At 43.6% G+C, this 12,453-nt stretch carries 12 protein-coding genes; 4 read left to right on the forward strand and 8 right to left on the reverse strand.

Features of this window, described 5'->3' with window-relative positions; all coding sequences use genetic code 11:
- From K7A41_RS17260 to K7A41_RS17275, 4 genes are all read right to left on the reverse strand, one after another.
- On the reverse strand, positions 1–1,371 hold the full coding sequence (locus tag K7A41_RS17260; protein WP_028072296.1) for a nucleoside permease: 1,371 nt from the start codon (positions 1,369–1,371) through the stop codon (positions 1–3).
- 45 nt (positions 1,372–1,416) lie between these two features.
- Positions 1,417–2,043 (reverse strand): bifunctional nuclease family protein, encoded by a 627-nt coding sequence (locus K7A41_RS17265; RefSeq protein WP_028072295.1) that lies wholly within the window; start codon positions 2,041–2,043, stop codon positions 1,417–1,419.
- Between the two features lie 202 nt (positions 2,044–2,245).
- Positions 2,246–3,220 (reverse strand): electron transfer flavoprotein subunit alpha/FixB family protein, encoded by a 975-nt coding sequence (locus K7A41_RS17270; protein WP_028072294.1) that lies wholly within the window; start codon positions 3,218–3,220, stop codon positions 2,246–2,248.
- Between the two features lie 20 nt (positions 3,221–3,240).
- The gene (locus tag K7A41_RS17275; protein WP_265714661.1) at positions 3,241–3,978 is read right to left on the reverse strand and encodes an electron transfer flavoprotein subunit beta/FixA family protein; all 738 of its coding nucleotides are present in this window, start codon (positions 3,976–3,978) and stop codon (positions 3,241–3,243) included.
- A 330-nt stretch (positions 3,979–4,308) separates the two neighbouring features.
- Here K7A41_RS17275 and K7A41_RS17280 point away from each other — a divergent pair, with 330 nt between their 5' ends.
- Both K7A41_RS17280 and K7A41_RS17285 read left to right on the forward strand, forming a co-directional pair.
- Positions 4,309–4,641 (forward strand): tetratricopeptide repeat protein, encoded by a 333-nt coding sequence (locus K7A41_RS17280; RefSeq protein ID WP_028072292.1) that lies wholly within the window; start codon positions 4,309–4,311, stop codon positions 4,639–4,641.
- An 85-nt stretch (positions 4,642–4,726) separates the two neighbouring features.
- Positions 4,727–5,146: a copper resistance protein NlpE gene (locus K7A41_RS17285; protein ID WP_265714662.1), complete on the forward strand. Its 420-nt coding sequence runs from the start codon at positions 4,727–4,729 to the stop codon at positions 5,144–5,146.
- A gap of 80 nt (positions 5,147–5,226) precedes the next feature.
- Here the strand turns inward: K7A41_RS17285 and K7A41_RS17290 are convergent, their stop codons facing one another.
- From K7A41_RS17290 to rsmI, 4 genes are all read right to left on the reverse strand, one after another.
- Positions 5,227–6,363, reverse strand: a complete 1,137-nt coding sequence (locus K7A41_RS17290; RefSeq protein ID WP_265714663.1) for a cysteine desulfurase family protein — start codon at positions 6,361–6,363, stop codon at positions 5,227–5,229.
- Between the two features lie 123 nt (positions 6,364–6,486).
- A complete protein-coding gene (gene lnt / locus K7A41_RS17295) occupies positions 6,487–8,097 on the reverse strand; it encodes an apolipoprotein N-acyltransferase (protein WP_265714664.1) in 1,611 nt (536 codons plus the stop codon).
- A gap of 23 nt (positions 8,098–8,120) precedes the next feature.
- A complete protein-coding gene (locus K7A41_RS17300) occupies positions 8,121–8,813 on the reverse strand; it encodes a PH domain-containing protein (protein ID WP_265714665.1) in 693 nt (230 codons plus the stop codon).
- 38 nt (positions 8,814–8,851) lie between these two features.
- A complete protein-coding gene (gene rsmI / locus K7A41_RS17305; protein WP_028072287.1) occupies positions 8,852–9,517 on the reverse strand; it encodes a 16S rRNA (cytidine(1402)-2'-O)-methyltransferase in 666 nt (221 codons plus the stop codon).
- Positions 9,518–9,608: 91 nt separating this feature from the next.
- On the opposite strand from rsmI, the gene K7A41_RS17310 reads away from it, so the two are divergent.
- Both K7A41_RS17310 and serS read left to right on the forward strand, forming a co-directional pair.
- Complete coding sequence (locus K7A41_RS17310) at positions 9,609–10,682, forward strand: class I fructose-bisphosphate aldolase (protein WP_265714666.1); 1,074 nt, start codon at positions 9,609–9,611, stop codon at positions 10,680–10,682.
- A gap of 233 nt (positions 10,683–10,915) precedes the next feature.
- Positions 10,916–12,187: a serine--tRNA ligase gene (gene serS / locus K7A41_RS17315; protein ID WP_265714667.1), complete on the forward strand. Its 1,272-nt coding sequence runs from the start codon at positions 10,916–10,918 to the stop codon at positions 12,185–12,187.
- Positions 12,188–12,453: the final 266 nt, after the last annotated feature.

Here is a 12,453-nt window from a genome sequence, read left to right on the forward strand (position 1 = left end):
TTATTTCGAATATTGCGGTTCACGCTCATGCTTATGTCTGAAGAATACTGCGAAAAGTATCGCAATAACAAGCGTATAGATCGCGAATGCCAGCCAGATATGGTGCCAGTCTTTGAGCATAAGGCTGTTGCTCAACGTGCCATCAGGCAGCAATGAAACACTTTTTTCCTTTATGAAATTCAGAAAATGGGCATCATTGACCGAGGTATCCAGATACTGTGCAAGGTCCTGTCCGTTTTGGAAGCTTTTGGTAAAATAGTGGTCGATGACCCATCCTGATACAAAACTACCAAATACAGCGCCAATACCATTGGTCATCATCATAAATAAACCTTGAGCCGAACTGCGTATGCTTGAGGTCGTCGATGTTTCAACAAATAATGAACCGGAGATATTGAAGAAATCAAATGCCATTCCATAAACGATACAAGATAGGATGATCATCCAGAGCCCGCCTGCAGGATCGCCAAAAGCAAAAAGACCGAAACGGAGTACCCAGGCCAACATGGAGATTAACATCACCTTCTTAATGCCAAATCGCTTCAAGAAAAAAGGAATGGCCAAAATGAAAAGTGTTTCTGAAATCTGCGAAATGGACATGATAATAGTGGAGTATTTCACTACGAAAGAGTCCACGAACTTTGGGAAAAATTTAAATTCATCCAAAAATACATCGCCGTAGGCGTTGGTCAGCTGTAAGGCTGCTCCCAAAAACATAGAGAAAATAAAGAACAGCGCCATCTTGTAGTTGCCGAAGAGTTTAAATGCTTCCAGACCCAATAGCTGCGTCCAGGAGGCGTTGTCCTGCTGTAATTTTCTTGGAGGACATTTCGGCAGCGTAAAAGCATACAGCGCTAAGGCCAAAGCCGCTGCACCAGCAATGTAAAACTGATAAGCTGTTGCTTTATTTCCGGTTAGATTGGTCATCCACATAGCGACGATAAATCCGATTGTGCCAAACACACGAATGGGCGGAAAGGCTTTGACCAGGTCATAGTTGTTCTGATTCAATGCTGTGTAGGCGATTGCATTGGAAAGCGCCAATGTAGGCATATAGAAACACATTGCTGCCAGCATCGCATAAAAAAAGGTGTTTGGATCATTCACCTGGGGTAAATAGAACAAAACACCTGCGTAACATAAATGCAGAATAAAATATAACCTTTCCGCATTTATCCAGCGATCAGCGATGATACCCATTAATGTCGGCATAAACAGCGAAGCGATGCCCATGGTAGCAAAGATGGCACCAAATTGCGTACCATCCCATTGCTTCGTGCCGAACCAATAATTGGCTATTGTAATCAACCATGCTCCCCAGACGAAAAACTGAAAGAAGCTCATAATGGTCAATCTTAGTTTAATAGACATAAAACGATATTATTTAGAGTTTTTGTTTCGCAATGACGAAAGGAATTACTTTCTTTTGGAAATTTCGTCCCTAATCAGCGCTGCCTGCTCATAGTTCTCATCAGCCAGAGCCTGGTTGAGCGCTTGCTCCAATTGTTCGTCTGTCAATGAAGAAAATGGGTTGGTGGGTGATTTCGATGGAGTCTTTTCTTCGACTTCCATAACATTGGGATCCTGTGATTTGCTGGCTTTGTCTAAATTTTCCAAAAATGCAAATTCATGGCCTTCAATAATAATTCCGGCAGAGGACATGATAAATTCATACGCATAAATAGGCGCTTCAAAGCGGACGGCTAATGCAACCGCATCGGAGGTACGTGCATCAATTTCCACAATTTTGTTGCCGTCAGAACAGATGATTTTGGCATAAAAGATACCCTCAATCAGATTGTAGATCAATACCTCAATAAGTTTAATGCCGAAAGATTCTGCAAAAGACTGAAATAGGTCGTGGGTAAGTGGGCGGCTAGGAATCATTTTTTCTATCCGGATAGCAATGGCCTGGGCTTCATGGCTGCCAATGATGATGGGCAATCTTCTGTTGCCCTCCACTTCTCCCAATACAAGGGCATAGGCCCCAGACTGCGTTTGACTATAGGATAAACCAACGATATCTAATCTGATTTTCTTCATTTTAATTCCAAAGCGGTCTACAAACTTAGATAAATTTGCTTTTATATGCAATTATAAATTGCGTTAGCGGTGAACAAATTTCCCGACCTCCATCAGCTGTTAGGCACCTTTTATAGCGGTCGAAAGCAAATATTCAATGATGAAATAAAATTCCCCATTTATCTCGAGGATAAATGGGGAAAATAAAGTGTGAATAAGCAGTTTAATTCCCTTTATATGCTTTCAAAGCTTGCGTCAGCTTAGGGACAATCTCGAACGCATCGCCCACAATTCCATAGTCTGCAACCTTAAAAAATGGCGCTTCGGGATCCTTATTGATAACGACTATTGTTTTGGAAGAGCTGACACCTGCTAGATGCTGAATCGCTCCTGAGATTCCGATTGCGATATAGAGATTGGGGCTCACAACAATACCAGTTTGGCCAACGTGTTCAGCATGCGGGCGCCAGCCTGCGTCGGATACCGGTTTGGAGCAGGCGGTAGCAGCCCCGAGGACCTCTGCAAGTTCCTCAATCATGCCCCAATTTTCAGGTCCTTTCAGTCCACGTCCTGCAGACACAACGATTTCCGCTTCCGGTAAAGAGACTTTGTCTGTGGCGCGCACAATCTCTTTCACGACAGTCGATAGATCGCTGGCGTTTAAGTTTGCCTTAAATTGCTCCACGGTAGCGGTACCGCCGGTTTCTTTTGCCTCGTAGGCGTTTGGATTTAACGCAATGATTTTAATGGCTGCGGTCAGTTCGAGCGTGGCAAATGCTTTGTTCGAGAATGCTGTTTTCCTGACCGTCAGTTTATCACCTTCGATGGATGGCAGCTCCAGGACGCCGTCGGCAAGCGCAGCTTGCAGCTTTGTGGCCACCCGTGGTGCGAGCCCTTTGCCGGAAAATGAATTGGAAAGCACCAGTAGCTGTGCACCTGTACTCCGCACTGCTTCAGCGATGATGCTCGCATACGCTTGGTTGACGAAAGTGGATAGTTGTTCATTGTCGACGGTGAGTATTTTCGATGCCCCATAATTACCTAATCGGGCAAGTTCGTCTTGAGAAACATGGCCGATGGAAAGAGCCGTAAGGTCGGTATGGATGTTATCAGCGATGGCTTTAGCATAAGAAACGACCTCGAAAGCCGATTTTTTGAATTTGCCATCCGTATTTTCTACATATACTAATATAGACATAATGTTTTCAGATTTAGTAATTAAATAACTTTGGCTTCATCATGAAGAAGGGAAACCAGTTTTTCCACTTCGGCAGCATCGACCAGCTTGACCGTGCCACGTGGTGCTGGACTCTCGTACTTGACGATATGGGATAATGAATCCACTGATATAGGCTCCAGAACTTCCAATGGTTTGGTGCGCGCGCTCATGATTCCCCGCATATTGGGGATCTTGGGTTCAGCAACGCCCTCCGCGGTACCGACAACAATCGGTAGTTTGGCGGTCAAAACTTCCTTGCCACCTTCAATTTCCCGCTCGATGCTCACACTGTCGGCAGACAGGTCAATCTTTTTCGCGATCGAGACTGACGGAATATTTAACAGTTCAGCGACGATAGCCCCCACCTGAGCACCATTATAATCGATGGATTCCCGTCCTGTGAGGATCAGATCAAAGGTTTTGTCTTTGGCGTATGCTGCGATCTGATGAGCAACAAACCAAGCGTCCCGTGGTGTCGCATTGATACGTACGGCATTGTCCGCACCAATTGCCAATGCTTTACGGATCGTGGCTTCAGTAGAGGCGTCCCCCACATTAATGACAGTAACGGCACCTTTTCCGCCTTCAGCTAATTCCACGGCTTTGGATAAAGCAATTTCATCATAAGGATTTATAATAAATTGCACCGCAGCGGTGTTAAAAGCGGTGTTGTCATTTGTAAAAGTGATCTTGGATGTAGTGTCTGGGACATTACTTATACAAACTAATATTTTCATATGCGATTGGTTTTTACCCAAACTTACCATATTTTCTCCCAAATAAAAAGAGGTAATCAGTCTAAAATTCTGTATGAAAAGATCGTTACTATATTGTTGTTTTTTAAATTTTTACTCGGAATTTCTTTTAAAATATATAAAATTTTTATTTTATTAGTGTTTCCGTTGTGTAATTGATAATATTTTAAACGGAGTCTGTATACTTTTCCAATGCGGAGGGTGAGTCAGTAAAATGTCATTTTATATGCTAGCATAGTATTATAGAAAAAGGACGCTTTTCAAGATCATTGCTTATCCTCGCAAAATTGCTAAGTTTGAAATAAAAACACTATGTCAACACGATTGGATCAGCTTAACGAATTTCTAAAGGAGACACCAGAAGATCCTTTTTTAAAATATGCCATTGCCGCCGAATACCTAAAACTGAATGACGAGCAGGAGGCACGCCGGCGTTTTGAACAATTAATAGACAGCAATCCCGATTATGTGGGCACCTATTACCATCTGGCTAAGCTGTATGAAAAACTGGGACAACCCGATTCTGCTATTTCTACATACAAAAAAGGAATTGAAATTGCTCGAAAGAGCCGTAATTTTCATGCATTAGGTGAATTACAGGGCGCGTTGTCCTTTTTGACAGACGAGGATGAGGATGATTTTTAGCAGATTCTAAAATTTTGGTATTTAATTTGTTATGTAAATTCCGAGAGAATATATTAGATGCTGATTTTTTTGAATTTGGAATGCGATGAAAACGTTTGTTTGGACAGTGGGAGTGTTGGTAACGCTTGTTTTGGGGGGATGTGACAATCCCAAACAGAGTGTGGCTGCTTATAAAGATAATTTACAGGAACTGAAAGGAAGAGATAAGGCCGAGATTGTCATTGGAGAATATAGGGGAGTAATGCCCTGTGCGGATTGCGATGGAATAGAAACCCTGATCTCGCTGCACCCAGACAATACCTATAAATATTCATCCAAATATCTAAACAAGAGCGAAGATGTCTTTGTTCGTGAGGGTAAATGGAAACTCGACGGCAATATCATTACATTGGACGGGGTAGATTACAAATTCAAACTAGGCAACCATGTATTAAGTCAATTGGATTTATCGGGTAACGATATTACCGGTGATATTTCCAAATACTATGTGCTAACAAAAAACTGAAGCTTACCGCGAGGCAAGATTCGGAGCAATAAAAAAAGCCGGAGGGGATACCTTCGGCTTTTTCTCTTAAATGAATCTAGTTATCTTTTTTTCGCGCAAAGTTCTTTTAAGGTAGAAACCACAAAGTCCACTTCTTCTTTTGTATTATGTTTGCAGAATGAGAAGCGTACCGACGGGCGGTCGGCATCTACACGGATAGCTCCTAGTACATGCGAGCCAATGTCTGTGCCTGAACTGCAGGCGCTTCCGCCCGAACAGGAGATGCCGGCAATGTCCAGGTTAAACAGCAGCATATCGGCCAGCTCGCTGCAGGGAAAGGATACGTTCAATACCGTGTATAGAGACTTGTCAGGATCGATAATACCATTGAATGTCACATCTGGAATCGCTTTTTGAAGTTCGCTGATCATGTAGGATTTAATGCCCTGGATATAAGCATGGTGCTCTTCCATGTGCTCATATGCTATTTCCAAAGCTTTGGCAAGTCCGGCAATACCATAGACATTTTCTGTACCGCCGCGCATATTACGTTCCTGGGCACCGCCATAGATTAAGGGTTTGATTTTATTGTTGGCGTTGATATAAAGAAAACCAACCCCCTTTGGTCCGTGAAACTTATGGGCGGCACCTGTAATAAAATCTATTTTGAGTTTGCTAAGGTCGTGCGGGTAATGTCCCATTGTCTGTACCGTATCCGAATGGAATATCGCATGATATTGCTGGCATAGAGCAGCGATGCGTTCGATGTCGTTGAGATTTCCGATTTCATTGTTGGCATGCATGATCGAAACAAAGGTGCGCGGATTGTTACTCAGAAGCACTTCAAGCTGATCAAGATTTAAATTGCCTTTCGCGTCGACCTCCAGGAGGTCAAGCTGTATCTTCCCTTCTTTCTTGAGCTCCTCCAGGGTATGCAGCACCGCATGATGTTCGATCGGCGATGTAATGGCATGCGTTATGCCAAAATCGGCTATGGACCGAACGATAGCCATATTGTCCGCTTCTGTTCCACCGGAGGTGAAGAAGATCTCCGCTGGAGATACGTGGAGAAGACTGGCGATTGTCTTTCGGGCTTTCTCGACGATAGTTTTCACTTGTCTTCCGTGACTATGGATGGAAGATGGATTTCCGAAATTGTGGTCCATGACATCGACCATGACTTTTATCACTTCAGGATCCAAAGCTGTAGTCGCAGCATTGTCAAAATATACTTGCATGGCGCAAAATTACAAATCTAAAAAGTAAATCAGATGCATTAAATAACTTATTTACATAAGAATTATTGATGAATACAGCGCAAACGCCAACGGCCTGTGTATGTTATCTGTAGATTCCTGCCGCTACTGTTTTTTTCTCAACAAAATAATCAACAATCCGCCCAATCCTATAGCGAGCCCCAGATAGGCTGCAATATCTCCTGTTTTCGTATAAACAGTGATTTCTTCGTTTAAGTTGATCTCCTGGTTTAAAGCAGCCGGCTGCCACCATGTTGTTTGCTGGACGATATCGCCCCGTTGATTGATAAATCCGGAGATGCCGGTATTGGCAGACCGCGCAACCCATCTTCTATTTTCAATGGCGCGGAGTTTGGCATATTGCATATGCTGATCTTTGCCCGAGGTGTTGCCCCACCAGCCGTCGTTAGTGATGATGGCAATGAATTGCGCGCCTTTTTTTACATATTTAGCCACATAGTCACCCCAAATAGATTCATAGCAGATTACAGGAGCTGCACCAATGCCACTTTGCGAATAGAATACAGAGGGTTCGGCCTGCTTGCCATATCCCCCAGTTGTACCACCAAATGCTTTAAATAAGGGTTTTAAAAATTCCATTGCCGCACCAAAAGGCATCTGTTCCACTCCCGGGACCAGTTTAGACTTGTGGTAAAATTGTAATTTGGACGAGAAATCGATCAGCGTTGCCGCATTGAAATTGTCCTGATAGACGTGCGGAGCGAGTTGGCGGGCTGTCGGTGTTTTGGGATAATTGTACAGCTGGTAGCTCTCTATGCCCGACAGCACGTTACCATTTTTATAAGCGTCCAGAAATTTTAAGATTTGTTTATAAGAATAAGTGTCCCGAAAGCTTTCTTCATCAAAATAGCCATTTTGCGAAAGAGCCGTTTCGGGCCAGATAAAGAACTCTGTATTTGGTTTAGCTACAGAACTGGATAATGCAAACAGCGTCCTTAGCTGCTCTTCCGGACTGAGCTGAAACTTGATATAAGGATCGATATTAGGTTGTACGACCACGAGCTGCGCAGGATTTTGGTGCTCTTCATAATTCGAATAGCGCAGCAGCGAGTATGTTGCTGGCACGATCATGACCAGCCCAAGACTTATAGCGTGAATTACTTTGTTTTTGAGGGTATATCGGCCTTTGTAGTGGAGATAAAGTGTGAAAATTAAAATATTGACCGCCCAGATCCAGATGGAACCGCCGTACACGCCAGTGATATCGTACCATTGGACCAACTGATGAAAAGTGGCGAAACCATTTCCCAGCGTCATCCAGGGAAAGGCAAGGTCCCAGGAAGCGTGCAGCAGTTCGTAACTTATCCAGAACCCCATTAGACCAAAAAGCGACAGAGTGAGGTTGGCTTTACGCCTCAATCGATAGTATAACCAGAAGGCAGCAGCCATCAAGAGGGCGCCAAGACAGAAGGGGATCAAACTGATCAGCACCGCTGCGAAGGCCGGCATAACCGACGAAATCGAGTTGTATACCCAATAAATCGAGGCTGTATTCCAGATTAGTGCGGTGAGTCCTGCAACAAGAAAGATTTTTCTTCCTTTCTTCGTCATGGAATCATGCTGTATGATGTTTTCCAGCGCAAGAAGCAAGGGAATAAACCCGATAAAGAGCAATACACTGGAATAGGGGATAGGTGGCCAGCCTAGCCACAGTAAAAAGGCACTAAAAAGTGCCAATAGATAATTATTTTTCACAATCGTTTTTCTCCCGCTTGTATTTATAAACTCGACAAAACTTCCCTTTTCTTGTTTTCGTATTCTTCCTGTGTAATCAGTTGCTTATCAAAGAGCGTTTTTAACTTCTTAAGCTTCAGCGTAATTTCATCCTCTTCTTCCTCTTTGACAGGCGTACTGGAGACGGCTGCGGGGGGTGCTGGAGCTGGAGCAATTACCGGTGTAGGCTGCGAAAGCGGTGTGGATGGCGGAGCAGGAGCCGGAGTCACATGTTCCGTTTTTTCCGGGACGATTTCTTTGGCTGCGGGAGCGATTACAATTTTCTCCTTTTCAGCAGCCAGTTCCGCTTTTTTATAATTCTCCAGTGCCGCTTTGATGTACTGGTAGAGCTTTCTTGCCTGTACTTTTGGAATATAGTCGATGCTCAGGTTTTCGCCTGTAAAAGGAATCACCGTAACTTTAGAGCCGAAAATTTCTTCTTTGAATGCAATATCTTTGATATCTTGCCAGCCAAAGATTTCGAAATCCGTTGCCAGTCCCAATTTGGTGAATTCGCACATAAAAATGCGCTTGTTGCTGATCGTGATGCTATCGGGCAAGATGGTTACTGCTGGCTTCTTCTGAACAGCAATATAATCTATTTTTTCTCCTGGAGTAAGCATGTCCCGGACTTTGGTGATCAGTTTTTCAATGATCTTGATATCCTGTCCGTCCTGTGCAAATTGTTCCATGTTCATGTTAGATGCGTTTTAAAGTAATTAAAGATTGTCAAAGTTTATTCCAATCCACCTACACAAAATACAAATTCTCCTTTAATTGGATTGTTTTCGAAGTGTAATTTTAAATCCGTCAATGTGCCACGTACATTCTCTTCATATAATTTGCTCAATTCCCTTGAAATTGAAGCCTGTCTTTCCGGGCCAAAAATAGAGATAAATTCATCAATGGTTTTCAGAATGCGATGCGGTGATTCATAGAAAATCATCGTCCTTTTTTCCTCTGCCAAGGCCTTTAATCGCGTCTGTCTACCTTTTTTGACGGGGAGAAAGCCTTCAAAACAGAAGCGGTCATTCGGAAGTCCCGAATTGACCAATGCAGGGACGAATGCCGTGGCTCCGGGCAAGCACTGAACCTCAAGCCCTTCCTTGATAGCCTCCCGTACCAGTAAAAAGCCCGGGTCCGAAATTGCGGGTGTCCCAGCATCTGAAATCAGGGCAATTCGCTGTCCTTCTTTCAGAAACTTGATGATTTCGGAAACAGCTTTATGTTCATTATGCTGATGATGCGCAAATACTTTCTTTTCAATACCAAAATGTTTTAACAGAGGAGCACTGGTCCGGGTATCCTCTGCTAAAATGATATCAACTTCTTTCAGGACATTGACCGCACGAAAGGTCATGTCTTCCAGATTGCCAATAGGTGTTGGGACTAAATATAACATGGTCAAAGTTAAGTTTTTTTTGCTAGATAATAGGAGCTAAAACATTCTATCCGTTTTCGGGTTATTTTCTATATAAATGCAAGGATAAATTATGCAGTACATTGAAAAAATTCAGGCATATCTAGGTGCCGAATCGAGTGATTTGCTGGAGTTTGATAAACCCGCAGTATCCAGAGATATGCTTCATCTTCCAGATGCCGCTTTTATCGATCAGGTATACGGAAGGAGTGATCGCAGCCCGCAGGTGCTGCGCAGTCTGGGACAATTGTTTGGTACAGGACGCCTGGCCAACACCGGGTATCTTTCTATATTACCCGTAGACCAAGGCATAGAACATAGTGCAGGAGCCTCATTTGCTCCCAACCCACAATATTTTGACCCCGAAAATATTGTTAAACTGGCATTGGAAGGAAACTGTAACGCTGTAGCTTCTACTTTTGGTGTACTGGGAGCTGTGTCCCGGAAGTATGCCCACAAGATACCGTTTTTGGTAAAAATCAATCACAACGAACTGCTGACTTACCCCAATCGGGCCGACCAGATTTTATATGGTACGATACGCGAAGCCTGGAACATGGGAGCTGTAGCTGTCGGAGCAACCATCTATTTTGGCTCAGCAGAATCTGACCGTCAGATTATTGAAGTAGCGAGAGCTTTTGAGGAAGCACATGCTCTTGGCATGGCAACTGTATTGTGGTGCTATTTACGCAATACTGCATTTAAGGTAGACGGACAGGATTACCATCTGTCCGCAGATCTGACAGGGCAGGCCAACCACCTCGGGGTAACCATCAAGGCTGACATCATCAAACAAAAGCTGCCCGAGCTAAATGGCGGATTTAAAGCGCTGAATATGGGCAAGAGTGCCTATGGAAAATTGGATGAACGCATGTATAGCCAGCTATCTACTGACCATCCAATCGATCTGTGTCGTTATCAGGTTCTTAACTGTTTTTCCGGCCGGGCAGGACTTATTAATTCCGGTGGGGCCTCCGGACAAAATGATATCCAGGAAGCTGTGAAGACAGCTGTCATCAATAAAAGAGCAGGAGGAACGGGATTGATATCGGGCCGTAAGGCTTTTCAGAAACCTATGAAGGAGGGCGTAGAGCTCCTGCATGCCATTCAGGATGTGTACCTATGTAACGAGGTTACTATCGCCTAAGCAAGCAAGTGGATAACAGAAGTTCGATCGAATATTGGCTGGGGGTGGCCCGCGAATTTTGCCTTTACCTAGTTTGTTAAGAGGGTACCGACGGAAGTGTTTTTCGGGAATAACTTCTCCGAAAAACATTTTCTTTCTCTCGAATAGGGTAGCTGATGAATAATCTACGATTCCCTTTCGGTTAAAATCAGTTTTCACTATCTTTGTTCACTATTTTAATAATATATCACATTATGTTGCAATTGAATTATATCCGTGAAAACAGGGATACGGTTATCGAAAGATTGGCTGTCAAGCATTTCAAGGAAATTGGGTTGGTCGACGAAATCATCCGTCTGGATGAAGACCGCCGTAAGATCCAGGCTGAATCGGACGCGCTTTCGGGAGAGGCTAATGCGGCAGCAAAACAGATTGGAGATCTGATGCGCCAGGACAAAAAAGAAGAAGCTGAAGCCGTTAAATCCAAGTCATCGGGATATAAGGAACAGGTCAGGCAGCTTTTGGATAAATTGGCAACGATAGAAACGGCATTGAATGAAAAGATTGTACAACTGCCCAATCTGCCGCATCATTCCGTACCTGTCGGTACGGGTGCCGAAGATAATGAAGTGGTGCTGACCAACGGTGATATTCCTGCTTTATCAGAAGAAGCTCTTCCACATTGGGAACTGCTGACCAAATACGATATTGTGGATTTGGAACTGGGTGTGAAAGTTTCTGGGGCCGGCTTCCCCGTATATAAGGGAAAAGGCGCCAAGCTGCAGCGTGCTTTGATCAATTTCTTTTTGGATCAGGCCGCAGAGCAAGGTTATGAGGAGGTTCAGGTGCCGATTGTGGTTAATGAAGACTCCGCCTTTGCAACAGGTCAGTTGCCTGATAAAGAGGGACAAATGTATTTTGTTAATACTGACAATTTGTATCTGATTCCCACCGCGGAAGTCCCAGTGACCAATATCTATCGGGATGTGATCGTAAAAGAAGGGCAATTTCCGATTAAACACTGCGCTTATACCCCTTGTTTCCGTCGCGAGGCAGGTTCCTATGGCGCACATGTACGCGGACTCAACCGCCTCCATCAGTTTGATAAGGTCGAAGCTGTGCAGATTGTCCATCCGGACAAGTCTTACGAGGTGATTGAAGAGATGAGCTTGTACGTGCAGGGGCTGTTGCAAAAATTGGGCCTTCCGTATCGCGTATTGCGTTTATGTGGTGGAGATATGAGTTTTACCGCAGCATTAACCTACGATATGGAGGTGTACAGTTCGGCGCAAAAGCGCTGGCTCGAAGTATCATCTGTTTCTAACTTTGAAACTTATCAGGCAAACCGCTTAAAAGTACGTTTCAAAAATGCAGAAGGCAAAATGCAGCTGGCTCACACGTTAAACGGTTCGGCATTGGCGCTGCCTCGCATTGTAGCTGCAATATTGGAAAATAACCAGACGGATAGAGGTATCAAGATACCTGAAGTTTTGGTTCCATATACCAAGTTTGAATACATTGACTAAGTAGACTGTGTACTAAGAACTTCACTGACTGGCTTATTCGCTAAGAGGCTCTACCTTCACGGATAGAGCCTCTTTGTGTAGTACCCCACTAGTTACTTTAGAATGTTTATAAATTACATTTTTTTTAATCAAAAAAATGAAAAGATGCTGCTATTACTAATTTCTTATATCATTGTTAATGTTTTGTTAAATAATGATGTAGCCGTATAATATTCTGTTGTATATTTGTTTGTTGGTTTTTTATTCTAAATTGTTTCTTTTGTCTG

The organism is Sphingobacterium sp. InxBP1, from assembly GCF_026191775.1.
GTDB lineage: Bacteria > Bacteroidota > Bacteroidia > Sphingobacteriales > Sphingobacteriaceae > Sphingobacterium > Sphingobacterium thalpophilum.

Bases quoted from the DNA above. Each gene is read 5' to 3' on its own strand.
- K7A41_RS17260 (WP_028072296.1), bottom strand. From the start codon at position 1,371: ATGTCTATTAAACTAAGATTGACCATTATGAGCTTCTTTCAGTTTTTC.
- K7A41_RS17265 (WP_028072295.1), bottom strand. From the start codon at position 2,043: ATGAAGAAAATCAGATTAGATATCGTTGGTTTATCCTATAGTCAAACG.
- K7A41_RS17270 (WP_028072294.1), bottom strand. From the start codon at position 3,220: ATGTCTATATTAGTATATGTAGAAAATACGGATGGCAAATTCAAAAAA.
- K7A41_RS17275 (WP_265714661.1), bottom strand. From the start codon at position 3,978: ATGAAAATATTAGTTTGTATAAGTAATGTCCCAGACACTACATCCAAG.
- K7A41_RS17280 (WP_028072292.1), top strand. From the start codon at position 4,309: ATGTCAACACGATTGGATCAGCTTAACGAATTTCTAAAGGAGACACCA.
- K7A41_RS17285 (WP_265714662.1), top strand. From the start codon at position 4,727: ATGAAAACGTTTGTTTGGACAGTGGGAGTGTTGGTAACGCTTGTTTTG.
- K7A41_RS17290 (WP_265714663.1), bottom strand. From the start codon at position 6,363: ATGCAAGTATATTTTGACAATGCTGCGACTACAGCTTTGGATCCTGAA.
- K7A41_RS17300 (WP_265714665.1), bottom strand. From the start codon at position 8,813: ATGAACATGGAACAATTTGCACAGGACGGACAGGATATCAAGATCATT.
- rsmI (WP_028072287.1), bottom strand. From the start codon at position 9,517: ATGTTATATTTAGTCCCAACACCTATTGGCAATCTGGAAGACATGACC.
- K7A41_RS17310 (WP_265714666.1), top strand. From the start codon at position 9,609: ATGCAGTACATTGAAAAAATTCAGGCATATCTAGGTGCCGAATCGAGT.
- serS (WP_265714667.1), top strand. From the start codon at position 10,916: ATGTTGCAATTGAATTATATCCGTGAAAACAGGGATACGGTTATCGAA.